This window comes from Faecalicatena contorta (genome assembly GCF_001404335.1).
In the GTDB taxonomy this organism is placed as follows: Bacteria; Bacillota; Clostridia; order Lachnospirales; family Lachnospiraceae; genus Faecalicatena; species Faecalicatena contortus_B.
In genome coordinates this window covers 30,456-55,610 of the sequence record NZ_CYZU01000025.1, presented here as the reverse complement: position 1 = coordinate 55,610, position 25,155 = coordinate 30,456, and the positions used below count along the sequence as shown (strand labels likewise).

The window sequence follows — 25,155 nt, the reverse complement described above, 5'->3', positions numbered from 1 at the left end:
AAGTAACCAATTAAATCTTAAATTTGAGGAGAAAGGCGCAATCATGAAATATGGAATTTATTTTGCATATTGGACAAAGGAATGGCAGGCAGATTACAAATATTACATACAGAAAGTAAAAAAGCTGGGATTTGATGTATTAGAGATTTCCTGTATGGCGCTGCGGAGCGTATATTTGAGGGACGAACAGCTTCTGGACTTAAAAAAATGTGCAGAGGATCAAGGGATTATTATGACAGCAGGCTACGGGCCGACAAAGGAGCAGAACCTTTGTTCCGGCGATCCGGCTGTTGTAAAGCGGGGGATGGACTTCTTTAAGGGACTGCTTCCCCGTCTGCAGCTCATGGACATAAAGGTGCTGGGCGGAGGCCTATACTCCTACTGGCCATTGGATCCGGCGGCTCCGATGGACAAAGAAGCCGACTTAGAGCGCGCAATAAAAAATATGAAAGAACTTTCAAAAATAGCGGAAGACTGCGATGTGACTCTGGGAATGGAGGTTCTGAACCGGTATGAGGGATACATGCTGAACACCTGTGAGCAGGCGCTTGAGTTTGTGAATGCGGTAGACAGTTCCCATGTAAAGATCATGCTGGATACCTTCCACATGAATATAGAGGAAGACAATATAGGGGCGGCCATCCGTAAAGCAGGACGTCAGCTTGGGCATCTCCATGTGGGAGAGCAGAACAGGCGGGTTCCGGGAAAAGGAAGCCTTCCCTGGGCGGAGATCGGGCAGGCGCTGAGAGAGATTGATTACCAGGGCGCGGTGGTAATGGAGCCCTTTGTAATGAGCGGCGGAACTGTGGGATCGGAAATTAAAGTATGGAGGGATTTGGTGCCGGACGCCAAAGAAGAAATGTTAGACAATGACGCCAAGGGCGCGGTTGAATTTTTGCGGCATGTATTTGAAAATTAAAGTTGGGGATCATGATGATATTACAAATTTTATGCATTGCTATTCAAGAGATAAAAGGAGCACGGCAGGCAGTCGATTTGACTGACTGCCGTATTTGCTATCGGAACAACAGCTCATCGAGGAGCTGTTCGCATTACAGCGTCCCCCGGAGAAAACGGTGACTGCCGATTAAGAAAAAAACAACTTGAATCATAGTTAATAATTATAGAGCTTTCGTTAACGAAGCCTCTCTTGTATGACGGTACAGGAGAGGCTATACTAAAGTTGTCAGGCCGGACGAATATCAGAAAAGGAGATCTTGTATATGAAAGAAAATCTGGGAGCGCATATAGCCGCCCTCCGCAAAGCAAAAGGTATGACGCAGGAGCAGCTGGCCTCGGCACTGGGGATTTCGGCGCCTGCGGTCAGTAAGTGGGAGACAGAAAGTTCCTGCCCGGATATCACATTACTGTGCCCTCTGGCAAGAGCGCTGGGCACCAATTTAGATACATTACTGCAGTTTGAGGAGTCACTTCCTGATGAGCAGGTTGCAGAACATATGAATAAAATAATTGAAACCGGCAGAGAACAGGGGCAGGAGGCGGCGGAGGAGATACTGCAGAAGCTGCTTCATCAGTATCCGGCAAGTGTACCGCTGAAATACAATGCTTCGGCGGTGCTGACCATGTTTGAGATGATGTTTCCGTCGGCGTCAGAAGAAATGAAAATGCAATGGAAACAGCAGAGAAAAGAGCTTATGGAATATATCCGGGTAAACGGGAATCCCGCATACCGCGGCCAGGCGGTCCTCCAGCTTGCATCTATGGCGCTGGCAGATGAGGAATTGGAAATGGGAGAACGGCTTCTGAAGGAATTACCGGAATATACTGCGGATACGACGATGCTGTGGGCGCAGTTATATCTGAAGCGGGATGAGAAGGATAAAGCGCTGGAAGTGATACAGAAGCGTTTGTTTACCCTTGTAGGGCAGATGCAGAACTGCTTGCTGCTTCTGGCGGACGAGAAGGTACAGCCGGATGCAGAAAAAGGGCTGGAAATCTGTGAAGTTTACCGGAAGATGGAAGAAATATTTGGCTGTACAGGAGGAATGAGCGACGGGATATTTGCTGAGGTCTTCCTGAGGGCGGGAGAGAAAGAAAAGGCGTTGGACAGTATTGTGCGTTTTGTAGATGCTGTTACGGGGCAGGCGATGCTGCCGAATCCGCTTTTGTTTTCGGCGGCTGTCAAAGTAAAGGAAGGGCGGGAGGCTGCGTCAAAGGAAATGAGACAGATGATTCTGGAAGGGCTGCTAACCGATGAGGCAGTTGCAGAAATTCGGGAGGACGAGAGATTTCAGGAAGCAGTTAATGTGCTGCGGGATGGATTGCGAAGGGGCGCCCCGTGAACCGGGCATAGGGGTGTCTGGTAGCGGGGTTAGGGCCGTAAGCCGGAGGAGGGCAAAAAAGAAGGAAAACCAGGGCAACCTGGCCACATCGCGTGAAGCCTTGATAGCTTCACACGCTGGGGCCAGGAAAAAGTGTAATTTGTGATTACACTTTTTGCCCTGGTTTTCCTTCTTTTTTACCCAACTCCGGCTAACAGCCCTAACTACGCTTCCAGACACCCCTATGCCCGGTTCACGGGGCTGGACGCATCAAGGCGGCAGGAAAAGACCATCTTCCTGGGGGAAAGTACGGGGGAGGTGGATCTGGATTGGCTGGGCTGATTAAAGTTCGCTGATTAAAGTTCATATTTGAGGATAGATTTTCTTGACAATATCGAGACTCGATAATATAATGAGGGTGTAAATATCGATACTCGATATTGGGCGGAGGGTGTCTGCGCGAAAGGAGTGGGAGATTTTATGAAGAAACGGGTTTTTAGGCGGTTTCGTTATCGGAGTTGTGATGCTATGGCTTGTTTTCTGGAGGAGATGGCCGGGAAAGGGTGGGGCTTTTCTGGTTGGCGGTGGGGGATGGTTTTTGAACGGGAGGCTCCGGCTGCTGCCTGTTATGATGTGGAAGTGTTTCCGAAGGGGAGTGAGATGGATCTGCGTCCTTCTGAAGCGGCTCAGGAATATGCGGAGTACTGCCGGGAAGCGGGCTGGGAGTTGATTGACAGCCGGAAGAAGTTCTGTGTTTTTCGGCGCATTAAGGAGGATGCTGTTCCGATTGTGACGCCGGCGGAGCGGTTTCAGAATGTGAAGAGTGCGGAGGTGCGTGAGTATCTGACACGATTTTTTTCGCAGTTTTTTCTGACAGCACTTTTGTGGGGGCAGTTTTTGACATCGAGTTTTTTGAATTGGATTTTTGACGACTTTATGGTGTTTATGATGTTTGTTTACCTGGTTGCTTTTATTGGCACTCTTGCAGAAGGCCTGGCGCTGTTGGTTTGGCTCAGGCGCATGAAGGGTGAGCTGGAAAACGGCGGGAATCCTTTTTATGGGTGTAAGGGAAAATGCAGGAAGGCAAAGTATAGATGGGATGTTTTTGCAGAAGGACAATTTATATTTTTGATTGTTCTTACTTTGGCGGCGGTGTATCAGGCTGTAAGGAACGGGAGATTCGTTGTGATTCTGGTTCTGGCTGCAGCACTGTTGATTATAGGGGGTTCGAGCATCCTGGTGTCGGTTCTGCGGCCATCAAGGGAGGAGCACTGGGCGATTCAGCTCGGGAGCGCTTTTCTTTTTCCCATCTCGGTAATTATTTTATGTTTGGCCGTGATTGCGCCGGATGAAGCCCGGGGGGCGGGAAGCGGCGGATGGCCCGAGGTTCCGCTTGTGCAGACGGATTATAAAGAAATTACGGGAAAAATATTTGATATCCGCCGTGAGCAGGGGCAGTCTGTTATGGGATCGGTAAATAACAGCATGGTGGTATATGAGACAAATGCTGGGGATACAGACACTATTTCTTATACGGTGTATACAAGCAATTATGACTGGGTATTGGATAGAATATGGGGAAGGCAGACCAGGAAAGCGGAGGGGGCAGAAGATGTGTCCGCCAGTTGGGATGCAGAAATTGCGCTCAGGAGCACTTCCCCGGTAACCACCTATACGGTGCGTTATCCCGGGCAGATCCTGGTTATGTGGGTAACGCCGGATGCGCTGGATCAGACGCAGATTCGGACGGTACGCGAAAAACTGGCCCTGCCTTAACCAGGGGCCGGGGAGGAAGAGAGAATGGCAAGAGAACAATTTCAGACATTGACAGAGCCGATGTACTATATCCTCCTTGCACTTTTGGAAGAATGCTGCGGGGTAGATATTATGGAGCGTGTGAGTGAGCTTTCAGGAGGCCGTGTAAAAGTAGGCCCGGGGACGTTATATGCCATGCTGTCCAGATTCGAAGAAAATGCGATTATCCGACTCACTGCAGAGGAGGGCAGAAGAAAATCCTACATCATTTCCGAAGCCGGAAAACAAATGCTGCTGAAAGAATACAACCGTTTAAAGCAAATGGCAGAGGATGGGGCGCCATACCTGGGCTGATCCGGCGCGGCAGGCTAATTACTGGTAACTGTTACAGTTACTGCTCAGACCGCAATATCGTATATTTTTAAGTATTGACAAATAAAAAGAAACAGCGTATATTTATACACGTAAACTGAACAGGGGAGCTTATAGATAGGCTGAGAGGAAGTTGAGAACTTCGACCCATATACCTGATTTGGATAATGCCAACGTAGGGACTGATGTAAGATATTTACGGGAAGTGCCGATGGCGCTTCCCGTTTTTGGGTTTTCTTATACCGACTTTCCGGAGTTTACATAACGTTACTATGCACGGCCCCGTGAATAGCAGCTGCATAATTACATAAGCAATACCGATGAGAGTGAACAGGAGTTCATGAAGGGGTGCACCACCGCGGGTGTATTTCTTTCATGAACTCTTTTTTGCTTTCCGGCGGGATGCACACTTTGTTGAATAGTAACTACATAAAAAGGAGGCGGAGATATGCTGAAAGTGAATGGCAAAGAAATCGATTTTAAGACTGATACCACAATATCAGATCTGCTGGAACAGCAGGGTTTTCCTGTTAATCGTGTGGCGGTAGAGCGCAATGGTGAGATTGTGTCAAGAAAAATGCTGTCCCTGACACTGGTTGAAGACCACGATGTTCTGGAAGTTGTCAGTTTTGTAGGAGGAGGTTGATGGGAAGATGCTGACCAGGGAAGAGATAAGGAGTGCGCTGCAAGAGCGCCATACAAAAGAGATACAGGATCGGCTTACAAAGGCAAAAGTGGCGGTGGCAGGCCTGGGAGGACTCGGCTCCAATGTGGCTTTCTCCCTTGCCAGAATCGGAGTAGGGCACCTGCATCTGCTTGATTTTGACCGGGTAGACATTACGAACTTGAACAGGCAGCAATACTTTATGCGCCATATCGGAATGTACAAGACCGAGGCGCTGAAGGAGGAGCTGGCGGAAATCAATCCGTACCTGGACATTACCGCAGACTGCATAAAAGTGACAGAAGATAATATAGCAGCTTTGTTTGCAGCGGATGATATGATATGTGAAGCCTTCGATGACCCGGAGGCAAAGGCGATGCTGGCAAACGGGATACTGGAGCTGTATCCGGAAAAATTTCTGATTGCTGCTTCCGGTATGGCAGGATATGGGGAAAGCAATGCGATCCATACACGGAAGATAACAGAGCATTTTTATCTGTGCGGGGATGAAAAGACAGAACCCTCATACGGCAGGGGGCTGATGGCCCCCAGAGTGGCAGTCTGTGCCGCACACGAGGCAAACCTCATTACGGAGCTGATTCTGAGATAACATGGAAAAGCTGCTGAAATAAAACAAGAATACAGGAGGAGTTTAGAAATGGAATATTGTAAAAACGATGCATTTGTCCTGGGAGGGCATACATTTGAGTCCCGTTTTATCCTGGGCTCGGGAAAATATTCGCTGGATCTGATCCGGGCAGCGGTAGAGAAGGCCGGCGCCCAGATTATCACATTGGCACTCCGCCGTGCCAATGAAGGCGGCATGGCAAATATTCTGGATTATATTCCGGAAAATGTGACGCTGCTTCCGAACACATCCGGCGCCAGAAATGCGGAGGAAGCTGTTCGTATAGCGCGTCTGTCCAGAGAACTTGGGTGCGGAGATTTCGTGAAGATCGAGGTCATCCACGACTCAAAATATCTGCTGCCTGACAATTATGAGACGATTAAGGCTACGGAAATTCTGGCGAAAGAGGGCTTTGTTGTTATGCCTTATATGTATCCCGATTTAAATGCGGCCAGAGACATGGCAAATGCGGGCGCTGCCTGTATAATGCCTCTGGGTTCCCCGATCGGTTCCAACAAAGGGATCTGCACCAGGGAGTTTATCCAGATCCTGATTGATGAGATCGACCTTCCGGTTATTGTTGATGCAGGGATCGGGAAACCGTCCCAGGCATGCGAGGCGATGGAAATGGGTGCAGCGGCCGTAATGGCTAATACAGCAATCGCCACGGCCGGTGATATACCTGCCATGGCGGAGGCATTTAAAAAGGCAATTGAAGCTGGGCGTACCGCGTATCTGTCCGGTATGGGCCGGGTTATCGACAAAGGTGCAAGCGCTTCTTCTCCGCTCACCGGATTTTTGCAGGATTAGGAGGCGGGAATGAGTACAGCAAATCATGTAAATGAAAGTATTTTAAATGAAGAGATAAAGGAACTGCAGAAGAAAAACCGGATCGACCATATGACTTATCTGCCGGGGATGGAGGTTCTGGAGTCCGGGATTCAAAAACAGGTGATCGATTCCATGAATGCCTATGATTATACACGGTATACCGCAGACGATGTGCGCAGGGCCCTTGTGCGGGATATGCGTACTCCGGAAGACTTTGCGGCCCTGCTGTCACCCGCCGCGCTGCCGTTTTTGGAAGAGATGGCGCAGTGTGCGCAGAGGGAGACCAGGAAACATTTTGGGAACGGCATCTACATGTTTACGCCGGTTTACATTGCAAATTACTGTGAGAACTTCTGTATCTATTGTGGATTCAACTGCCATAACAAGATCAACCGGGCAAGGCTGAGCGAAGAGGAAATCGATCGGGAAATGAGAGCCGTTGCAAAGAGCGGTCTGCAGGAAGTATTGATTCTGACGGGGGAGAGCCGGGCAAAATCAGATGTGGAATATATAGGAAAAGCCTGCAGGATCGCGCGCAGATATTTTAAGGTAATCGGGCTTGAGGTATACCCCATGAATTCCGATGAGTACGCATATCTGCATAAATGCGGCGCCGATTACGTGACCGTTTTTCAGGAGACCTATCATGCGGACAAATATGAGACACTGCATCTTGCCGGTCATAAGCGGATATTCCCGTACCGCCTGAATTCCCAGGAAAGGGCGCTGAAAGGGGGGATGCGAGGCGTCGGGTTTGCCGCCCTTCTGGGCCTGGATGATTTCCGAAAAGATGCGTTTGCCACCGGCATGCATGCCTGGCTGCTCCAGAGAAAATACCCTCATGCCGAGATTGCATTTTCCTGTCCGCGGCTCCGGCCCATAGTAAATAATGACCGGATTAATCCAATGGACGTACATGAGCCGCAGCTTCTGCAGGTGGTGACTGCATACAGGCTGTTTATGCCCTTTGCCAGCATCACCATATCCACCAGGGAATGTGCCCGTGTGAGAGATAATCTGGTCAAAATTGCAGCTACAAAGATCTCGGCAGGCGTGAGCACCGGGATCGGAGAACACGTAGAGGAGATCGAGGAAAAGGGGGACGAACAGTTTGAGATATCCGACGGCCGCTCCGTGGAGCAGGTATACAAGGATCTGCTGAAGCTGGGCCTGCAGCCTGTTATGAGTGATTATCTCTATGTTTAATAAAAGTGCTCAACAAAAGAAAAGGAGGAAAATCATGGAACAACACGTGCCGGATATATACAAACATATCATAGCAGTTACCAACAGGTATCTGTGCCGCCGCCCCTTTGAGGAGCAGATCGAATCCATCTGCCGGAGGCATCCCCGTGCGGTTCTGCTTAGGGAGAAGGATTTGACGGAGGAAGAGTACGCGTCGCTTTTTAGCAGCGTACAGGAAATCTGCCGCAGGTATGAGGTGCCGTGTATACCGCATACTTTTATAGAAGCAGCGCGCGGACAGGGGAGTGCCAGTATTCATCTGCCGCTGCACATCTTAACATCCAGGCCGGAGGCGGTTACCTGGTTTGAAACCGCCGGGGCTTCTGTCCATTCGGTACAGGAGGCGGTGGAGGCAGAAAAAGCCGGGGCGGCTTATCTGATTGCGGGACACATCTTTTCTACAGACTGTAAGCCTGGTCTGGATCCCAGAGGGAAAGATTTTCTGCGCCAAGTATGTGCTGCGGTGGAAATACCGGTCTATGCGATAGGCGGGATGAGAGGGAGCATCGAATGCGTGGCGGAGATGCTTGCCTGCGGTGCGGCAGGGATCTGTGTGATGTCCGAATGCATGATGTGGGGGAGTGAAAAGTACATACGTTGATTCCTTGAATGGCAGCAGATCAGGCAGGCCTGAACTGTTACATTAAATGAACAAAAGCAGGGAAGAACCGGTGTCGCATCGATAGACGAAAGAAAAGTTAGATGTATTTGAGCTTTAGTGCTTGACAAAAAGACATCTGTGTCGCATAATATTAAAAACGACACATGTGTCTTTTTTTGTATCTTGGCTTCTGGGAATTTAAACCGGCGAAACAGTAGGGTACTTCGATGTACTTGTACATCCAAGCATAATTAACTTACTGTTAATTACGCAACGCAGTACTAGGAGGTATTATGTCAGAGAAAGGAATATTGACCCGAAAAAGGATACGGGAGACTGCTTATCGGATTTTTGCAGAGGAAGGATTTCGTGCGGTTACGATGGGAATGATTTGTGAGGCCTGCGGGATGAGCCGGGGCGGGGTGTATCGGCATTACGGGAGTACGCGGGAGATTTTTGCGGAGATCTTGAGTGAAATGTCTGAGGGGGCGGAGGACTTTGTTGGGACAGCGTTGGATTCGAGGAAGAGTGCGAAGTGGATCCTGGATCATGAGCTGGATAAGATAAGGGGAGAGATGCAAGATAGCAGTGGCTCATTGAGCTATGCGATATATGAGTATTCCCTGGTTTGCGGCAGTTCTTATATGGAGGAACTGAACCGGAAGGCGGTGAAACGCTGGGAGAGACTGCTATCATATGGAATGGAGACTGGGGAGTTCAGGCAGGTGCATATTGGGCAGATGACGGCGACGATTCTTTATGTGTATCAGGGCGTGCGCCTGTGGAGCAGTATTATCCCAATGAAAATGGATACGGTAGATCTTATTGTGGATAAAATCAGACAGGATATAATAAAGGGGGAATAACTATGGAATTTGTACTGGACAAATGGGATAAGAAGTATATTGATGACGTGGCATTTTATGCAAACAATGAGAAGATTGCCTGTAATCTGCGCAATGCATTTCCCAATCCATATACGCGGGAGGATGCCCGGGGATATGTGCTTTCCTGTGCTGCGGACAGTGAAGAACGGCAGTTGTGCAGGACAATTGTTGTAGATGGGCATGCGGTAGGCAGTATAGGGATTTTCCTGGGGACAGATGTCTATGAAAAGAGTGCGGAGCTTGGATACTGGCTGGCGGAGGAGTTCTGGGGAAAAGGGATCATGAGTGCCGCCGTGGGCCAGCTTTGCCAAGCAGCATTTGAGCGGTTTGATATTGTTAGAATTTATGCAGAACCGTTCGCCCATAATACAGGTTCACGACGGGTTCTGGAGAGGAACGGATTTACTTTGGAAGGGACTATGAAAAATGGCGTCTTTAAAAACGGAAAGGTGCTTGATTACTGTATGTATGCCTTGATGAAAAAATAAATTTATAAAAATTTAAACTTGAAAATTTAAAAATAATCATATATAATCTTAAATGATTAGAAATACGCGTATAATGGTTCAGCGTGAGATCAGGCCAGATCTCACGCTTATTTATTTTACCGAAAACCGGTGTGGTAAAAATGAAACAGCTAATATCAAAAACGAATAGGAGTGTAAAAATGGAATTTTATATGAAACTACCAAGAAATAAAAAAGAATTTGCGTTATTCATGGCTGTTATTTCTATAATATCAGTTAATATAATTGCACCGATTATAACCTGCTTTGAAGCCGGATTTCATCTGCATGTATGGGCGGATGCACTTCAAATAATGCCTTTCATATGGCTGAGTGTAATTGCCCTTGTACTGCTTACTTATAAACCGGCAGAGTATCTGACGGCAAAAATTGTAGACAAAGACGACAGCTTTAGTTCACATATTGTTGTCAATATCTGAAAATGCATAGTTTGCAAGAAGCAGCGACGAAGAATTAAGCGATAAAGCTGGCCAATTAACCGGAATAGAGGTATATATTTAAAAAAATCCACCACACTAAACAATAAAAATGAAAGAAGGCGGAAAGTGTGGAAGAGCAGACAATCAAACTATTAGAGGAATGCAGCAAGGGCTGCAAGATGGGAACGGACAGTATTGAACAGGTCAAGGATTACATCACAGATGAAGACTTGTGGAATGTAATCGAGAAATACGACGGTAAATACAAGGAGCTGGATAAAGAGATTGCCGGACTTCTTAAGGAAGAGGGCAGGCCGGATCAGGAACCGGGGAAAATGGCGTCTGTATTTTCCTGGATTACCACGGAAATGAAATTGATGATAAAGGATGACAGCCGGCAGATTGCAAAACTAATGATGGATGGCTGTAATATGGGAATCCAGTCCATCAGTGAAGCAGTCAACGAAAACCCGGAGGCATCCGGGGAGAGTAAATCTGCGGCCAAAAAACTGGTGAAAGAGCTGGAAGACTTCATGAAGGAGCTCAAGCCATTCTTATAAAATGGGGACTTGGCGGTGAACTTTAATTTTCGGCACAGATGGAGGCGCTCCAGGAAGAATCAGCCGGAGAGGCAGCGGCATATACAGCTCCAGTGCTGCCACGGCATACTTGTCGTTAAGCGTCCCCATCCGCGCCAACACAAAAGCTCATCGGATTTGTCCCAAAGTCCTTGACGAAGTTCTTTTTAAGAGCATATAATGATAGAAACTGAACCCGACATGCCGCGTCCAAAGGCGGAATTCGTTGGGTCTTTTGTTTATCTCCAGGTGCGGTGTATTGGAGCGTGTCTGGAAAAAACACACTGGGGTTATCAAAATGTGCGGGAGGATACAAGAGATGAAAAGAATGACATTGGGAACCAGCAGCCTTGAAGTTCCGGTAATCGCTGCGGGGTGCATGAGAATTAACAGCCTGGATCAGGAAGGCCTTGAGGAGTATATTAATAAATGCATGGAACTGGGGATGAATTTTTTTGATCACGCAGATATCTACGGAAACGGTAAATGCGAGGTTCTTTTTGCCGAGGCATTTGAGAGAACGGAATTCAGGCGTGAGGATATCATACTGCAGTCCAAATGCGGGATTATTCCCGGAGTTATGTATGATTTTTCCAAGGAGCATATTATAAAATCCGTAGAAAACAGTTTGAAAAGGCTGAATACGGATTATCTGGATATTCTGCTGCTTCACCGCCCGGATGCCCTTATGGAGCCGGAAGAGGTTGCAGAGGCCTTTGACCTGCTCAATGCATCCGGTAAAGTAAGAAATTTTGGAGTATCGAACCATAAACCGATGCAGATCGAACTATTGAAAAAGTATGTGAAGCAGGACATTGTAACAGACCAGTTACAGTTCAGTGTTCCCTTCTCAAATATGATCGCTAATGGAATGGAAGTCAATATGCTGACGGATGGAGCGATAGACCGTGACGGAAGTATCCTGGATTACTGCCGCCTAAAAGACATGACAATTCAGGCATGGTCTCCGTTTCAGTACGGATTCTTTGAGGGGGTGTTCATAGGTGACGACAAATATCCCGAATTGAACCAGCTGCTGGAAGAGCTGGCGGAGCGTTACGATGTCACTCCGACAACCATAGCAACATCCTGGATCTTAAGGCATCCGGCCCATATCCAAATGATTGCGGGTACAACGAACCTGACACGCCTCGTGGAGATTGCGCTGGGAAGCGAAATTATCCTGACGCGTGAAGAGTGGTATGAGCTTTATCTGAATGCGGGGCATATACTGCCTTGAGGGGAGGTACTTGGAATCGTCAGATGAAACAAGGTATATAAGAAAAAGACAGAAAATGCAGCCGCATTTTCTGTCTTTTTGCTTGATATTATTCATCGGCACAAAATTCCGTCCGCCTGATACCTTTAAGAGATCTCTCCATGGAGTTCCTGCAGTGATTTTACATCTCCGCGGCCGTGCTCTTTTATGTATTTGATTCCCTTTGCTGTTGTGCGTGCCGCCGCCATGGTAGTCATATAAGGAATCTTAGCTTTGATTGCGGCCTTTCTGAGGTAGCTGTCGTCATGGACGCTGTCTTTTCCCACCGGGGTATTGACAATCAAGTCGATTTTTCCATTGGTTATCAAATCCAGGACGTTTGGCCTGCCTTCGTACATTTTCTTTACCTTCTCCGCCTCGATCCCGTTTTCACGGATGAGGTCATAGGTGGTTCCCGTAGCAATGATTTTGAAGCCGTCCTCTGCGAAGCTTTTTGCGATTTCTACGACTTCAGGCTTGTCTTTTCTGCTGACGGAGATCAACACGGTTCCCTCCAGCGGCAGCCTGGTCTGGGTTGCCTCCTGGGCTTTATAGAATGCCTCTCCGTAGGATGAGGAAAGTCCGAGAACTTCGCCCGTGGAACGCATTTCCGGCCCGAGTACCGGGTCCACTTCCGGGAACATGTTGAACGGGAATACAGCTTCTTTGACGCCGTAATTCGGAATGTTCTGCTCCCTGAGTCCGGCTACCGGCGACGGCCTGCCTGTAATCTCGGAAGTAATGATGTCAGTAGCCAGAGGTACCATGCGGATATTGCATACCTTAGATACGAGCGGTACGGTTCTGGATGCGCGCGGATTTGCTTCCAGGACGTAAACTTTACCGTTTTCGATTGCATACTGCATGTTCATAAGACCCTTGACATGCATTTCTTCGGCAATCTTTCTTGTATATTCTTTAATTGTTTTTACATTTTCATCTGAAATATGTACGGACGGGATGATGCATGCTGAGTCACCGGAATGCACGCCGGCAAGTTCGATATGCTCCATAACCGCAGGTACAAATGCGTGAGTGCCGTCACTGATTGCGTCCGCTTCGCATTCCAGCGCATGGTTCAGGAAACGGTCGATCAGGATCGGTCGGTCCGGAGTAACTCCAACGGCCGCCGCCATATAATTTGCCATGCTTTCATCGTCATACACGACTTCCATGCCCCGTCCGCCCAATACGTAAGAAGGACGCACCATAACCGGATATCCGATACTCTGTGCAATGGAAATTGCTTCTTCTACATTGACGGCCATTCCGGATTCCGGCATCGGGATTTCCAGTTTTTCCATCATTGCACGGAACAGGTCGCGGTCCTCTGCAAGATCGATCACGGACGGAGCGGTTCCGAGGATTTTTACGCCGTTCTTTTCCAGGTCTGCTGCCAGGTTCAGAGGGGTCTGCCCCCCAAACTGAGCAATTACGCCCAGCGGTTTTTCCTTTTTGTAAATGCTTAAGACATCTTCCAGCGTCAGCGGCTCAAAATACAGCTTATCGGAAGTGTCATAATCAGTGGAAACAGTCTCTGGATTACAGTTTACGATAATGGTCTCGAATCCCAGTTTTTTCAGCGCCAGTGAGGCGTGTACGCAGCAGTAGTCGAACTCAATTCCCTGTCCGATTCTGTTCGGGCCGCCGCCGAGGATCATAATCTTTGGCTTTTCGGTGCTGACGGGATTTTTATCCTCTGCGTTGTAGGTGGAATAGTAGTAGGCGCTGTCTTCGGTGCCGCTTACGTGCACGCCTTCCCAGGCCTCTTCTATGCCGATCTCAATCCGGCGGTTCCGGATATCAGCCTCCGGGATCTCCAGGATCTGGCTCAGATACTTATCAGAGAAACCGTCCTTCTTGGCTGCGGTAAGCTTTTCATCGGAGGGAAGTTTTCCTTTTTCCTGATGAAGCGCTTCTTCCTCCTCCACCAGTTCTTTCATCTGTTCGATGAAATATGTCTTTACCTTGGTTATTTCGTGAATTTCTTCTATGGATGCACCCTTGCGCAGAGCTTCATACATGATAAAATGCCGTTCGCTGGACGGAGTGATCAGAAGCTGCAGCAATTCTTCTTTTGTCTTCTGGTCAAGATCCTTCGCATGGCCCAGTCCGTAACGGCCGGTTTCAAGGCTTCGGATGGCTTTCTGGAACGCTTCTTTATAAGTTTTGCCGATGCTCATGACTTCGCCAACGGCGCGCATCTGCGTTCCGAGCTTGTCCTCCACGCCTTTGAACTTTTCAAATGCCCAGCGGGCGAATTTGATGACAACATAATCTCCGTCCGGAACGTATTTGTCCAGGGTACCATATTTGCCGCAGGGAATGTCTTTCAAAGTCAGCCCTGTTGCCAGCATCGCGGATACAAGCGCAATCGGGAAACCGGTTGCCTTTGATGCAAGCGCTGAGGAACGGGATGTCCTCGGGTTGATCTCGATGACAATGATTCTGTCACTGACGGGATCGTGCGCAAACTGTACATTCGTACCGCCGATAACCTGTACGGACTCTACAATCTTGTAGGCCTGTTCCTGGAGACGCTTCTGGCACTCCTCAGAGATCGTGAGCATAGGTGCGGAACAGAAGGAATCTCCGGTATGCACGCCAAGAGGATCGATATTTTCGATAAAGCAGACGGTAATCATGTTATTTTCTTTGTCACGGACAACTTCCAGCTCCAGTTCCTCCCAGCCCAGGATGGATTCTTCTACAAGAACCTGTCCCACAAGGCTTGCCTGAAGGCCGCGGGCACATACGGTCTTTAATTCATCTTTGTTGTATACAAGACCGCCGCCGGCTCCGCCCATCGTGTAAGCAGGGCGAAGTACAACCGGGTAACCAAGTTCATCTGCAATACTGAGGGCCTGTTCAACAGAATAAGCAACTTCACTGCGCGCCATCTCAATGCCAAGTTCATTCATTGCTTTCTTGAATTCGATCCGGTCCTCGCCGCGTTCGATTGCATCGACCTGAACACCGATCACCTCGACTTGGTATTTATCCAGAATCCCTTTTGCAGCAAGCTCCGAACATAAATTCAGTCCAGACTGGCCGCCAAGATTGGGAAGCAGCGCGTCGGGACGTTCCTTTGCGATAATCTGTTCAAGTCTATCCACGTTCAGTGGTTCAATGTAAGTGACGTCCGCTGTTTCAGGATCGGTCATAATAGTTGCCGGGTTGGAGTTGACCAATACAATTTCATATCCTAACTTTCTCAACGCCTTACAAGCCTGAGTACCGGAATAATCAAACTCGCAAGCCTGGCCGATGATGATTGGACCGGACCCAATAATCAGTACTTTGTGAATGTCTGTTCTCTGTGACATACCTTGCCCTCCTGTGTATTTTAAAATAATTTTATTTAATAGGCTTAACCTGTCAAAGTACATTATAGTAGAGAAGGGGGGAAGAAGTAAAGCAATTTATTAATAAGATGAGGGGGATATCCAAAAAAAATTGGAGATTTGTTGGCGGACTATCGTTTTGCGGACGGGTGGGGGCGCGAAATGAAGGGAGAGCTTATTGAATCGTTTGGTGGTACGGTAGTCCCGGTAGATGCATATGGGCTGTGGTTTCGGGGACTTTGCGGCTTTTCGGCGTTTTATTCGTCTACAGGGCTGAAGCCTGTGGACGAATCTTTGGAGGAGATGGCGGACGGGGATGTAAAGTGTGGATGTTTTAGGGGATGTTAGAACGGGGTATGAAGAAGTTTAAGGGGCTGTTATAATGGATATGGCAGAAGTATTAATAAAATAAAAAATTAAATTTCTATTGACTTTGACGCAGCGTCAACTGCTATATTCAAGTTACGGCAGGAGGAAATGAATATGGAATATAGTATTAGAGAATTATCGGAAATCGCGGGTATCAGTGCACGTACTCTGCGCTACTATGACAAGATCGGCTTACTCAAACCTTCTTGTGTAAGGGAATCGGGCTACCGCTATTATGGTGAGACGGAGCTGGAGCTGTTGCAGCAGATTCTGTTTTACAAAGAGCGGGGGCTGAAGCTGGAGCAGATTGCGGCGATCATTCAAAGTGACGACTTTGATGTTATGGCCGCACTCCATGAACATCTAGAGGAGCTGGAACTGCAGCAGGCCAGGCTGGATAATATGATAACTGCCGTTAAAAAGACAATTGCGTCAATGAAAGGAGAAATTATAATGAGCAACGCAGAAAAATTCGAATCATTCAAAACGGAAATGATAAAGAGCAATGAGGAAAAATACGGAGAAGAGATCCGCAGTAAATACGGGGAGAATGCGGTGGAAGAATCTAACAAGAGGATGCTGAATATGACAGAAGAAGAGTACAGCCGTATGACAAGTCTGGAGAAGGAAATCCGCGAGGAGTTAAATGCAGCTGTGAAAGCCGAAGAAAGCCCGGAAGGCGAAAAAGCCCGGCACATCGTGCGCCTTCATAAGGAATGGCTGGGGATGAACTGGAAGCAGTATACCCCGCAGGCGCATATCGGGATAACCGAAATGTATGTGGCGGACCCGCGGTTTACAGAATATTATGATAAAGACATAGCTGGCTGCGCAGAATTCCTCAAGAAGGCGGTTCTTTGCTGGGTTGGGCGGGGGTAGAGGAGGGGTACCTGCCTGAGATGGCGGATACGCCTTGCGGACATGCGAATCCTTAAGAGTGTCTGCAAGGTGTATCTTGGAGAGTGTCTTGCGGAGGCCATTGGAATATGCGCAGAACCTCTTGGCTGGAGTAGCTACTGCCAGTTTAATTGATCAAAAAAACGTTCAATTAAAGATATGGCCGCTCCCAGGGAAGCAGACTTGCTTCCGTATTGGCTGAGTTTAAGAGTGAAGTGTGGTGAATCAAAAGCGCATTGTTCTTTTACGTATCTGGTCAGCAGGGCAATGTCATTAGCATTCATGTATTGAAGCAGAAAGCCGCCCAGAATGAAATCACAGTCAACAATCATTCTGATATTGTCTATGGTCAGTGCAAGCTTGTGGAGATAATTGCGCCAGATTTTACAGCACCGGGGATCTCCCCCATGCACTCGAGAAAAAAATAGAGGAAACTCCATTTGCATGGCATTCTTCAGACTGTCTGCGGAACAGTACGTTTCAACGCAGCCTTGTTTGCCGCAATAGCAGAGCGGTCCGTTCGGATCAAGACACAAATGCTCAATAATGCCATTGCCCAGATCACGGCCGGTAAAAGTATGTTCCTTCATGATCAAGATGCCGCCGAAATTTCGGTTCAAAGAAAGATAGACAGCATTTTCAAGATCAGAGCGCTGCCAGGATTCTGAAAGTGCGGCGGCTTCTGTATCATGAATCAATCGGCACGGCAGTTCCAGATATTGCTGATAGGTACTGCGGCTTACACCGGTACAGTTTAAAATTTCTGAAAAGGTGATGGTTTCCCCATCGGAAGAGACAAGTCCTTGAACCGTGATGCAGATGCCAAGGTTTTGTGCCTGAGGGTAATTCAGGCTGTGAGTGAACTGATTTATCATATCACCCAGACGGCGATAATATGCATCACAGTTTTTAAATTCAATTTGCCAAAAAGCTTCTTTCAAGATAGTACCGTACAGGTCGACAGCTACGATTTGCACACCTTCTTTTAACACTTCTACGCCGATAGCAATACGTGCCAAATGATTAAAACCGAAAATCTGAGCCTTTCTGCCCCCGGTAGATTCATATTCACCCAAAACCCTGGCGAAATCCTGTTCCATAAAGATATTCAGACTCTGTGCGACTGTGGGAATACTTAAGCCCAAAGCCTGTGCAATCTCTTGTTTTGAAGATTTTTTTACCTGATATAAATAGGTATATACTTTCTGACGGTTAATAATCTTTAGTTCTTTGGGCGTAAGCTTTTCTGATTCTCTCATAGACTCTGTGTATTTCATATTCGATTTAACCTCATACTTTTTAAAATTGGATTTTATTTGTTAATATTATAACATTGGAAAAAACGCCTGTAAAATGACATAATGCACAAAAAATAATACATATATTTGTATAATAAAGACAAAATCACAACGGTTAATGCAAATACTTTTTAAAACTATTTACATTTATTAAAGCCTAAAATATAATAAAGACAGGTCAAACGATCGAAAAGAAAAAGGAAGAAAAGAAAAAAGAAAGGAAGGAAAAAATTATGAAAAAAGTACTTGCAGTTTTATTGGCTCTGTGCCTGGTATTCTCTGTTTGTGCCTGTGGTAACACAAAGAAAGAGACATCAAAAGCTCCGGCTGCGGAAGGCTCTGAAACAGAGAATGGTGCTGTATATTCGGCAGAGAATCCGCTGGTTCTCAGGTTCACTTGGGCTGGTACAAATGATGATGTCCGAGGAGAGGCGTTTCAGATGATGGCGGATGCTGTAATTGAAAGATCCAAAGACGCGGTTAAATGTGAATTCTATCCTGGAAATGAGCTTGGTGATGCAGCGGATACCGTCGAGATGATTTCCACAGGAGCCAATATCTTGCAGACGGTTTCCGCAGACTTTACATGTGATTACGGATGTCCGGATATGATGCTATGCAATATTTTCTATACGTTTGATTCTGTTGAAAAAACATTGGAATTTAGCGATTCTGATATTTTTCGCAGTATGTGTGATAAGGTTGCAGAAGGTGGTATTAAGGTACTTAATCTGGCGTGGATTGAGGCGCCCCGTCAGTTGATGACGACAGAGCCGGTAGAATCAGTAGAAGATTTGAAGGGACTGAAGGTTCGTGTGCCTGGTTTCGTATACACTGATTTTTGGAATGCCTGCGGTGCAGTGGGAACCTCTGTCGGCCTGGCTGACGCTTATTCCGCACTGTCTACCGGTATTCTGGATGCTACGGAGACCAATCTTGAATCTCTGTACAGCTACAGTATGCAGGAAGTCTGCCCTTATACGACACTGACCGCTCATACTACTGCCCCGGGATGCTTCCTGATGAGTCAGCAGATATGGGAAGATTTAACGGACGAGCAGCAGGCGATTTTGGAAGAAGAATCCTATAACGCAGGTGTCTGGTTCTCTGAGAAGCAACTGGAGGGACAGGATATTGCCCGCGAAAAGCTGGAAGCGGCTGGTGTCACTTTTTATGAGCTGTCAGAGGAGGACATGGCAGCGCTGAAGAATATAGCGCTGGAGCAGGCGAAGAGTTACGTTGATACTTATGGCTTGACCGAGGGAATGTATGAACAGATTGTTGACTTCCTGGCTGATTGATATTTCTTTCATCTATAAAAATAGCAACATGTCAATACACGAGTACATCGTAAAATACTCAGGAAAATAGGTGGAAATGGTTGACGGGTTATTATAACAGCCATTGGATGAAAAGACAGTATGTCATCTGATGGCTGTTATGCCCTTGGTATGGTATCTATACAAGTAAGGAGACGGACACTTTGAAGAAAGTATTGTTTATCATAAAAAATATTGAAGAAATTTTAGCCGGTGTCAGTCTGATCGTAATGGTACTTATTACGTTCTGTGATACGCTTGGCCGCTATTTTTTCTCTAAGCCCATTACCTGGGGCAGTGAGATGTCCTTGTTCTTTGCGGTTTGGGCAACATTTCTGGGGATGACTGCCGCATACAAACGCAATCAGCATTTAGGCATGGAATTTTTCAGCAACAAATTCAGCATAAAAAACAAGCTCAGACTGCAGCAGTTGATTACATTGGTGCTGGTGCTCCTGAGCGGTACATTGATGGTTGTAACATGGCAATTTGTGATGCAGACAAGTAAGCGCACTGCTATCATGCGTCTGCCGTATAAATATATCTATGCAGCCGCAGCGGTGGGTTTTACCTTTATGACCATTTATTCAGTTATCTATTTTTGTCAGGGCATATTTAAAAAAGATGCATTCAGAGAGCACTTTTATCCTGACGAGGAGGAGCCTGAAGATATTGGTTCGCTGCCTTTACAAGACTAAAAGGAGGGGCGCTCTATGAATCTTATTCCACTTATTATACTGGCAATATGCTTTGTTCTGGGAGTACCGATTGCGTTTTCCCTGATTCTGGCCGTGGCACCTTACTTTTTAATGCAATCAGGCGTGGGGCTGATTGGCATTGTACAGAAAATGGTTGCCAATGCGGAAAGCACGTCCCTCATGGCAATCCCGTTCTTTATCATGGCAGGCTCTATTATGAACTATTCAGGCGTTACGCAGCGGCTGATGAATTTGGCAAATCTGCTGGTTGGTCATCTGACGGGTGGCCTTGGACATGTCAATGTGCTGTTGTCTACACTGATGGGCGGATTGTCCGGTTCAGGAGCAGCAGATGCATCCATGGAATGTAAGCTCCTGGTGCCGGAAATGGAGCGTCACGGTTATTCCCGGGCCTTCAGTGGTGCTGTTACCGCAGCTTCCTGTGTGATTACGCCTATTATTCCTCCGGGAGTGGGCTTGATTGTATATTCTTTTATCTGCCAGGTATCGGCGGGCAAGATGCTCTGTGCTGGCTATATTCCGGGTATTTTACTGTGTACGGTTATGATGCTGGTAGTTTATCTGGTTTCTAAAAAAGCAGGATATAAGCCAAGTCGTGAACGCATGGGAACCAGAAAAGAAATCTTGCGTGCAGCTGTTGATGCCGTATGGGCATTGGTAATCCCATTTGTGTTGGTTTTGGGATTACGTTTTGGTGTTTGTACCGCTACGGAAGGCGGCGCCATTATTGCGGTTTATGCGCTGTTTGTGGGCATATTTGTTTATAAAGAGATCAAATGGGATCATATTCCTAAAATTTTGATAGATGCAGTTCTGTCTACGGCTACAGTTATGTTAATAATGTGCGCATCTAATGCGTTTGCATTTTACCTTTCATGGGAAAGGATTCCTCAGGCTTTGAGTGGTGTTGTCATAGCACTTTCAGGTGGCAACAAATATGTATTCCTGCTGATGGTAAATCTTTTGTTTTTGTTTCTGGGCATGTTTTTAGATGGCACTGCGGCTATGATTATTCTGGGACCGCTGTTTGCGCCTATTGCAGCATTGCTGGGCATTGATCCGATCCATTTTGGTATTGTGATTGTTCTAAATATTACTTTAGGCGGTGTGACACCTCCGTTCGGCATGTATCTCTATCTGGTAGCAGGCACAATCAAGGAAAAAGTAGAGGCAATTGTCAGGGAATTGTGGCCGTTCTTGCTGGCCTCTGTTTTCACATTGCTTTTGATCACTTATGTACCGCAGTTAGTTACCTGGATTCCAAATCTAATCTACGGATGAGAGGTGTTGTATGGATAAAAATTGTATGATAGAAAGTGAAAAAAAAGTTCCTGTTCTCGGCAAATATGATGTGGTTGTCGTAGGTGGGGGCATTGCCGGTGTTTCAGCTGCACTTGCTGCCGCAAGAAATGGAAGCAAGGTGCTTCTGGCAGAGAAGATGTTTGGCCTTGGCGGACTGGCGACCCTGGGGTTGATTGTTGTCTATCTCCCCATTTGTGATGGCATGGGGAGACAGGTTTGTTATGGAATAGCAGAAGAATTACTTTATCTCTCCATTAAGCATGGCTGGGAGGATCGTTATCCCTGTGCATGGCTTGAAGAAGGGCGGGAAGAGGAACGGAAGAAACAGAGATTTGAAGTGCAGTATAATGGGCAGGTATTTGCTATTTTGATGGAGCAGCTGCTGCGGAAAGAAGGAGTAGAGATTCTTTATGGAACTGCGGTATGCGGCGCGGATTATGAGGATGGCACGATCAGGGGCATATTCATTGAGAATAAGTCTGGGCGCCTGTATATAAGTGGGGATTCTTTTGTAGATGCATCTGGTGATGCAGATTTGTGCGCATTGGTGGACGAAAAGGTCGGCCTGCACGAGGAAGGCAATCCTCTGGCGGCTTGGTATTATGAAACTATAGATGGAGAATATAAGCTTCGGGTATTTGGAGTGTCAGATCTTGTACGTTCCAGAGAGGAAGCGCCTGTCATCAGCAAAAAGAGGTATCTTGGGCTGGATGGCAGAGAGTTGTCTGAAATGGTATGTGCGTCACACAACAAGATATTGGAGGATTATCTTAAAAAAGGTTCTGTGTCGAGAAGACATGCGCTGTCAACCCTGGCATCAATTCCTATGATTCGGATGACACGGGGCCTGAAAGGTGTGTACGAACTGTCAGAAGAGGATGTGTTTCGGCGTTTTCCCGACAGCGAGGGCCTGATATCTGATTGGCGTAGGCGAGGGCCGGTCTATGAGATTCCATTTTCATCTCTGCATGGCAGCAAATGCAGGAATCTGGCGGCAGCAGGCAGATGTGTCTCTGCCAAAGGGGATATGTGGGACATTATGCGGGTGATTCCGCCATGTGCAGTGACAGGAGAGGCTGCCGGACTGGCAGCGAGCATCAGCACGGATTTCCGGCATATTGATATGGATTTGCTGCAGCATAAACTTAGAAACAATCAGGTGAAATTACATATTGATGAGATTTGACATCAGGCCGTAACAGTTCAGGCCGCAGCGTACAAAAAAGAAGTAATTGAGAGGGAAGACGATGAAGGGAAGTTATTTTTTGGGCAATAAGATATTTAAAACACAGATGATTCCAAAGCGTGAGCTGGGGGCTGACGAGGTGTTAGTAAAAGTGGCGGCCTGTGGGGTCTGTGGCACAGATGTGCATATCTATCATGGTAGCAAAGGCTCGGCAGAGGTGAACCCCCCCATCATTTTAGGGCATGAATTTGCAGGTGTCGTCGTGGAAGTGGGCTCTCAGGCTGACCAGCTGACTGTTGGTGACCATGTCACCATTGATCCGAATATTTACTGCGGGAAATGTCATTTTTGCCGGGTTGGAAAGAAGCAGTTGTGTGAAAATCTAAAGGCAATCGGCGTTACGGTGAATGGTGGTTTTGCAGAGTATTGTTACGTTCCGCAGAGCCAGTGTTTTAAGTTGAAACCGCAGGTTCTTCTGCGCCATGGCGCGATGGCAGAACCGCTGGCTTGCTGCCTGCACGGTATAGATCGTGCAGGTATCAGGGCTGGAGATACTGTTTGTGTAATCGGCGGAGGCGCAATTGGTCTTTTGATGGTTCAACTCACAAAACTAGCCGGTGCATCTCGGGTTATTCTCAGCGAGCCGGTAGAATATCGGAGAAAAACCGGCATGCAAATCGGTGCGGATGGAATCATAGATCCTTTTCATGAAGAACCGGCAAAACGGATGACAGAATTGCTGGGAACGCAAGGTGCAGATGTTGTGATAGAATGTGTAGGAAATGAGGCGGCTATAACGCAGGCATTTCACGTGGCGAAGCCTGGCGCCGCAGTACTTTTGTTCAGTGTGCCGAAAGCAGGAACATACTACCGGCTCAGTCTGGAAGATATTTATCAGAAAGAGCTGCGGATAGAGGGATCCAAAATCAATCCGGATACCCACGAAAGGGCTGTAGAACTGATCAATAGTAATAGAATCTGCTTTGATCCGATTATTACGCACAGCTATCCGGTGGACAGTGTTGAGAAAGCTATTCTGAGGCAGATGTCAGATGATTCCATTAAAGTGATTGTTGAATCATAAAAATTCTTACCTGGAGAAGGGGGCTGTAAAGTTACTGGAAATGTCCGGTTCACGTTACGCCTCTTCAGCCCCCCATCTCGTTTCTTATAGAATCTCCCCCTGGGTTGATAGTGTTATGATCCGGCAGGGGATTTTTTTCCCACTGTTTTGGACTGCATTTACTACAGCCTGTTCTATTCCGCCGCAGCAAGGGACTTCCATGCGGACGACGGTGACGTTTTTAATGGTATTCTGACGGAGGATTTCGGTTAGTTTTTCCGTATAGTCTACGCTGTCTAGTTTGGGGCAGCCCATGAGGGTGATTTTGCCCTTCATGAAGTCCTGATGGAAGCCGGCATAGGCATACGCGGTGCAGTCGGCGGCGATGAGCAGCTCTGCATTTTTATAATAGGGCGCCTGGACCGGGACGAGTTTGATCTGTACCGGCCACTGGCGCAGCTGAGATTCTGTGGGGGACGGAGAAGGTGCGGAGGCCTTGGCAGCAGTGTGCGGCTTCAGCTCCCTTGCCTGGGTGCCCGGGCAGCCGCAGGGCAGGGGAGCTGTATTTTTGTTTTTCTGATGAGCCTTGACCGCCTCGGCATCGTATGCGGCGGCTTCCCGTTCCACGAAGCGGATCGCATCTGCCGGACAGGCAGGAAGGCAGTCTCCCAGGCCGTCACAGTAATCGTCTCTCAGCAGACGGGCTTTCCCGTCCACCATGCCGATTGCCCCTTCGTGGCAGGCTTCTGCACATAATCCGCATCCGTTGCATTTTTCTTCATTTATTTCTATAATTCTCCTTATCATTTCAATTCCTCCTTTTGACTTGCCGGTATATAACTGTTCCGGGATTTAAATCCTTTTCTTGTATCTATAGTGGCATTATACTATAATTTAAATATAAAAAAAGTTGTTATTACAACGAAACGGAGAGAATTTATGGATTATCAATTTATCGTGGGGACGAAACTGTTTGAGGGGGTTACCGTGGAGGAGGCCGAAGCCATGCTTGGGTGCCTGGGGGCACAGGAGAAGACATACGCACGGGGGGAGGTCATTTACCATGCAGGGCAGCATATCGGACGGATGGGGCTGCTGCTGGAGGGCGGCGTTAATATTGTGAGGCCGGATATCTGGGGAAATGAAAATATTATTGGGCATATACTGCCTGGGGAAGTGTTTGCGGAGACCTACGCGTGCAGCCAGAGGGCTCCTATGATGGCGGACGTCATGACAACGGCGAAGACAACGGTGCTGTTTCTGGACGTGGGAAAGGTGGTCAAAAGCTGTGCGTCCTCCTGCAGCCATCATGCCAGGCTTGTCCGCAACTTGCTTATGATTATGGCGTCCAAGAATTTGAATCTGGCACAGAAGATCAATCATATTACGCCCAAATCCATTCGGGAAAGGCTGTTATCCTACCTTTCGTCTGAAGCGGTAAAGCAGGGGAAAAAAGAGATTGAAGTTCCATTTAACAGGCAGCAGATGGCGGATTACCTGGCTGTGGACCGCAGCGCCCTTTCGAATGAACTCTCCAAAATGCAGAGGGACGGTCTGCTTCACTATCATAAGAATCATTTTATCCTTTTGCAGGGGGAGTAAGGAAAAGTG

At 47.4% G+C, this 25,155-nt stretch carries 26 protein-coding genes and 1 riboswitch; of the genes, 23 read left to right on the top strand and 3 right to left on the bottom strand.

The features are described 5' to 3' along the window. Nucleotides 1–43: 43 nt before the first annotated feature. The 15 genes from ARB69_RS13670 (at nt 44) to ARB69_RS13600 (ending at nt 12,029) form a co-directional block, all read left to right on the top strand. On the top strand, nt 44–919 hold the full coding sequence (locus tag ARB69_RS13670) for a sugar phosphate isomerase/epimerase family protein (protein ID WP_050640480.1): 876 nt from the start codon (nt 44–46) through the stop codon (nt 917–919). A 304-nt stretch (nt 920–1,223) separates the two neighbouring features. Continuing rightward, a complete protein-coding gene (locus ARB69_RS13665; protein ID WP_055153686.1) occupies nt 1,224–2,303 on the top strand; it encodes a helix-turn-helix domain-containing protein in 1,080 nt (359 codons plus the stop codon). A 459-nt stretch (nt 2,304–2,762) separates the two neighbouring features. Then, nucleotides 2,763–4,058: a DUF2812 domain-containing protein gene (locus ARB69_RS13655; protein ID WP_083487098.1), complete on the top strand. Its 1,296-nt coding sequence runs from the start codon at nt 2,763–2,765 to the stop codon at nt 4,056–4,058. Between the two features lie 24 nt (nt 4,059–4,082). Next, nucleotides 4,083–4,391, top strand: a complete 309-nt coding sequence (locus ARB69_RS13650; RefSeq protein WP_050640475.1) for a PadR family transcriptional regulator — start codon at nt 4,083–4,085, stop codon at nt 4,389–4,391. Between the two features lie 113 nt (nt 4,392–4,504). After that, nucleotides 4,505–4,608: riboswitch (TPP riboswitch) on the top strand. Nucleotides 4,609–4,857: 249 nt separating this feature from the next. Continuing rightward, nucleotides 4,858–5,055: a sulfur carrier protein ThiS gene (gene thiS, locus ARB69_RS13645; RefSeq protein ID WP_055153680.1), complete on the top strand. Its 198-nt coding sequence runs from the start codon at nt 4,858–4,860 to the stop codon at nt 5,053–5,055. A gap of 7 nt (nt 5,056–5,062) precedes the next feature. Beyond that, nucleotides 5,063–5,683 (top strand): thiamine biosynthesis protein ThiF, encoded by a 621-nt coding sequence (gene thiF / locus ARB69_RS13640; protein WP_055153678.1) that lies wholly within the window; start codon nt 5,063–5,065, stop codon nt 5,681–5,683. A gap of 48 nt (nt 5,684–5,731) precedes the next feature. Next, nucleotides 5,732–6,511, top strand: coding sequence for a thiazole synthase (locus tag ARB69_RS13635; RefSeq protein ID WP_050640472.1), 780 nt, complete (start codon nt 5,732–5,734; stop codon nt 6,509–6,511). Nucleotides 6,512–6,520: 9 nt separating this feature from the next. Further along, nucleotides 6,521–7,738, top strand: coding sequence for a 2-iminoacetate synthase ThiH (gene thiH, locus ARB69_RS13630; protein ID WP_055153676.1), 1,218 nt, complete (start codon nt 6,521–6,523; stop codon nt 7,736–7,738). Nucleotides 7,739–7,772: 34 nt separating this feature from the next. Further along, nucleotides 7,773–8,378 carry a thiamine phosphate synthase gene (locus ARB69_RS13625; RefSeq protein WP_050640470.1) on the top strand — a complete coding sequence of 202 codons (606 nt, stop codon included), beginning with the start codon at nt 7,773–7,775 and terminating at the stop codon, nt 8,376–8,378. A 293-nt stretch (nt 8,379–8,671) separates the two neighbouring features. Continuing rightward, nucleotides 8,672–9,244, top strand: a complete 573-nt coding sequence (locus tag ARB69_RS13620) for a TetR/AcrR family transcriptional regulator (protein ID WP_055153674.1) — start codon at nt 8,672–8,674, stop codon at nt 9,242–9,244. Between the two features lie 2 nt (nt 9,245–9,246). Next, complete coding sequence (locus ARB69_RS13615) at nt 9,247–9,753, top strand: GNAT family N-acetyltransferase (RefSeq protein WP_055153672.1); 507 nt, start codon at nt 9,247–9,249, stop codon at nt 9,751–9,753. A 179-nt stretch (nt 9,754–9,932) separates the two neighbouring features. Beyond that, the gene (locus ARB69_RS13610; RefSeq protein ID WP_330377674.1) at nt 9,933–10,211 is read left to right on the top strand and encodes a hypothetical protein; all 279 of its coding nucleotides are present in this window, start codon (nt 9,933–9,935) and stop codon (nt 10,209–10,211) included. 128 nt (nt 10,212–10,339) lie between these two features. Continuing rightward, nucleotides 10,340–10,771 (top strand): hypothetical protein, encoded by a 432-nt coding sequence (locus ARB69_RS13605; RefSeq protein WP_050640466.1) that lies wholly within the window; start codon nt 10,340–10,342, stop codon nt 10,769–10,771. A 198-nt stretch (nt 10,772–10,969) separates the two neighbouring features. After that, on the top strand, nt 10,970–11,143 hold the full coding sequence (locus ARB69_RS27205; RefSeq protein WP_167702499.1) for a hypothetical protein: 174 nt from the start codon (nt 10,970–10,972) through the stop codon (nt 11,141–11,143). Next, the gene (locus ARB69_RS13600; RefSeq protein ID WP_050640465.1) at nt 11,109–12,029 is read left to right on the top strand and encodes an aldo/keto reductase; all 921 of its coding nucleotides are present in this window, start codon (nt 11,109–11,111) and stop codon (nt 12,027–12,029) included. The genes ARB69_RS27205 and ARB69_RS13600 overlap by 35 nt, the downstream gene beginning before the upstream one ends. Nucleotides 12,030–12,154: 125 nt before the next feature. Here the strand turns inward: ARB69_RS13600 and carB are convergent, their stop codons facing one another. Beyond that, nucleotides 12,155–15,373: a carbamoyl-phosphate synthase large subunit gene (gene carB, locus ARB69_RS13595; protein WP_055153670.1), complete on the bottom strand. Its 3,219-nt coding sequence runs from the start codon at nt 15,371–15,373 to the stop codon at nt 12,155–12,157. A gap of 180 nt (nt 15,374–15,553) precedes the next feature. Between carB and ARB69_RS13590 the strand changes: the two genes are divergently transcribed. Together ARB69_RS13590 and ARB69_RS13585 are read left to right on the top strand one after the other, a co-directional pair. Beyond that, nucleotides 15,554–15,739, top strand: a complete 186-nt coding sequence (locus ARB69_RS13590) for a hypothetical protein (protein ID WP_129878335.1) — start codon at nt 15,554–15,556, stop codon at nt 15,737–15,739. Between the two features lie 135 nt (nt 15,740–15,874). Further along, nucleotides 15,875–16,639, top strand: coding sequence for a MerR family transcriptional regulator (locus ARB69_RS13585; protein ID WP_055153666.1), 765 nt, complete (start codon nt 15,875–15,877; stop codon nt 16,637–16,639). 134 nt (nt 16,640–16,773) lie between these two features. Here ARB69_RS13585 and ARB69_RS13580 read toward each other — a convergent pair whose 3' ends face one another. Continuing rightward, nucleotides 16,774–17,934 (bottom strand): ROK family transcriptional regulator, encoded by a 1,161-nt coding sequence (locus ARB69_RS13580; protein ID WP_050640461.1) that lies wholly within the window; start codon nt 17,932–17,934, stop codon nt 16,774–16,776. A gap of 254 nt (nt 17,935–18,188) precedes the next feature. Between ARB69_RS13580 and dctP the strand changes: the two genes are divergently transcribed. The 5 genes from dctP (at nt 18,189) to ARB69_RS13555 (ending at nt 23,565) form a co-directional block, all read left to right on the top strand. Beyond that, a complete protein-coding gene (gene dctP / locus ARB69_RS13575; RefSeq protein WP_055153665.1) occupies nt 18,189–19,256 on the top strand; it encodes a TRAP transporter substrate-binding protein DctP in 1,068 nt (355 codons plus the stop codon). Nucleotides 19,257–19,438: 182 nt separating this feature from the next. Continuing rightward, the gene (locus tag ARB69_RS13570; protein WP_055153663.1) at nt 19,439–19,972 is read left to right on the top strand and encodes a TRAP transporter small permease; all 534 of its coding nucleotides are present in this window, start codon (nt 19,439–19,441) and stop codon (nt 19,970–19,972) included. 15 nt (nt 19,973–19,987) lie between these two features. Beyond that, nucleotides 19,988–21,274, top strand: coding sequence for a TRAP transporter large permease (locus ARB69_RS13565; RefSeq protein WP_055153661.1), 1,287 nt, complete (start codon nt 19,988–19,990; stop codon nt 21,272–21,274). Nucleotides 21,275–21,284: 10 nt separating this feature from the next. Further along, complete coding sequence (locus ARB69_RS13560; RefSeq protein WP_055153660.1) at nt 21,285–22,481, top strand: FAD-dependent oxidoreductase; 1,197 nt, start codon at nt 21,285–21,287, stop codon at nt 22,479–22,481. A 61-nt stretch (nt 22,482–22,542) separates the two neighbouring features. Then, nucleotides 22,543–23,565, top strand: a complete 1,023-nt coding sequence (locus tag ARB69_RS13555; RefSeq protein WP_055153658.1) for a zinc-dependent alcohol dehydrogenase family protein — start codon at nt 22,543–22,545, stop codon at nt 23,563–23,565. 84 nt (nt 23,566–23,649) lie between these two features. On the opposite strand, the gene ARB69_RS13550 is transcribed toward ARB69_RS13555, so the two are convergent. Beyond that, the gene (locus ARB69_RS13550) at nt 23,650–24,351 is read right to left on the bottom strand and encodes an ATP-binding protein (RefSeq protein ID WP_055153656.1); all 702 of its coding nucleotides are present in this window, start codon (nt 24,349–24,351) and stop codon (nt 23,650–23,652) included. A 132-nt stretch (nt 24,352–24,483) separates the two neighbouring features. On the opposite strand from ARB69_RS13550, the gene ARB69_RS13545 reads away from it, so the two are divergent. Next, nucleotides 24,484–25,146, top strand: a complete 663-nt coding sequence (locus ARB69_RS13545; RefSeq protein WP_050640454.1) for a Crp/Fnr family transcriptional regulator — start codon at nt 24,484–24,486, stop codon at nt 25,144–25,146. The last annotated feature ends 9 nt before the right edge of the window (nt 25,147–25,155 follow it).

What these genes read in the sequence shown, in the direction of transcription:
- ARB69_RS13670 (WP_050640480.1), top strand. Translation starts at nt 44, where the DNA reads ATGAAATATGGAATTTATTTTGCATATTGGACAAAGGAATGGCAGGCA.
- ARB69_RS13665 (WP_055153686.1), top strand. Translation starts at nt 1,224, where the DNA reads ATGAAAGAAAATCTGGGAGCGCATATAGCCGCCCTCCGCAAAGCAAAA.
- ARB69_RS13655 (WP_083487098.1), top strand. Translation starts at nt 2,763, where the DNA reads ATGAAGAAACGGGTTTTTAGGCGGTTTCGTTATCGGAGTTGTGATGCT.
- ARB69_RS13650 (WP_050640475.1), top strand. Translation starts at nt 4,083, where the DNA reads ATGGCAAGAGAACAATTTCAGACATTGACAGAGCCGATGTACTATATC.
- thiS (WP_055153680.1), top strand. Translation starts at nt 4,858, where the DNA reads ATGCTGAAAGTGAATGGCAAAGAAATCGATTTTAAGACTGATACCACA.
- thiF (WP_055153678.1), top strand. Translation starts at nt 5,063, where the DNA reads ATGCTGACCAGGGAAGAGATAAGGAGTGCGCTGCAAGAGCGCCATACA.
- ARB69_RS13635 (WP_050640472.1), top strand. Translation starts at nt 5,732, where the DNA reads ATGGAATATTGTAAAAACGATGCATTTGTCCTGGGAGGGCATACATTT.
- thiH (WP_055153676.1), top strand. Translation starts at nt 6,521, where the DNA reads ATGAGTACAGCAAATCATGTAAATGAAAGTATTTTAAATGAAGAGATA.
- ARB69_RS13625 (WP_050640470.1), top strand. Translation starts at nt 7,773, where the DNA reads ATGGAACAACACGTGCCGGATATATACAAACATATCATAGCAGTTACC.
- ARB69_RS13620 (WP_055153674.1), top strand. Translation starts at nt 8,672, where the DNA reads ATGTCAGAGAAAGGAATATTGACCCGAAAAAGGATACGGGAGACTGCT.
- ARB69_RS13615 (WP_055153672.1), top strand. Translation starts at nt 9,247, where the DNA reads ATGGAATTTGTACTGGACAAATGGGATAAGAAGTATATTGATGACGTG.
- ARB69_RS13610 (WP_330377674.1), top strand. Translation starts at nt 9,933, where the DNA reads ATGGAATTTTATATGAAACTACCAAGAAATAAAAAAGAATTTGCGTTA.
- ARB69_RS27205 (WP_167702499.1), top strand. Translation starts at nt 10,970, where the DNA reads ATGATAGAAACTGAACCCGACATGCCGCGTCCAAAGGCGGAATTCGTT.
- ARB69_RS13600 (WP_050640465.1), top strand. Translation starts at nt 11,109, where the DNA reads ATGAAAAGAATGACATTGGGAACCAGCAGCCTTGAAGTTCCGGTAATC.
- carB (WP_055153670.1), bottom strand. Translation starts at nt 15,373, where the DNA reads ATGTCACAGAGAACAGACATTCACAAAGTACTGATTATTGGGTCCGGT.
- ARB69_RS13590 (WP_129878335.1), top strand. Translation starts at nt 15,554, where the DNA reads ATGAAGGGAGAGCTTATTGAATCGTTTGGTGGTACGGTAGTCCCGGTA.
- ARB69_RS13585 (WP_055153666.1), top strand. Translation starts at nt 15,875, where the DNA reads ATGGAATATAGTATTAGAGAATTATCGGAAATCGCGGGTATCAGTGCA.
- ARB69_RS13580 (WP_050640461.1), bottom strand. Translation starts at nt 17,934, where the DNA reads ATGAAATACACAGAGTCTATGAGAGAATCAGAAAAGCTTACGCCCAAA.
- dctP (WP_055153665.1), top strand. Translation starts at nt 18,189, where the DNA reads ATGAAAAAAGTACTTGCAGTTTTATTGGCTCTGTGCCTGGTATTCTCT.
- ARB69_RS13565 (WP_055153661.1), top strand. Translation starts at nt 19,988, where the DNA reads ATGAATCTTATTCCACTTATTATACTGGCAATATGCTTTGTTCTGGGA.
- ARB69_RS13560 (WP_055153660.1), top strand. Translation starts at nt 21,285, where the DNA reads ATGGATAAAAATTGTATGATAGAAAGTGAAAAAAAAGTTCCTGTTCTC.
- ARB69_RS13555 (WP_055153658.1), top strand. Translation starts at nt 22,543, where the DNA reads ATGAAGGGAAGTTATTTTTTGGGCAATAAGATATTTAAAACACAGATG.
- ARB69_RS13550 (WP_055153656.1), bottom strand. Translation starts at nt 24,351, where the DNA reads ATGATAAGGAGAATTATAGAAATAAATGAAGAAAAATGCAACGGATGC.
- ARB69_RS13545 (WP_050640454.1), top strand. Translation starts at nt 24,484, where the DNA reads ATGGATTATCAATTTATCGTGGGGACGAAACTGTTTGAGGGGGTTACC.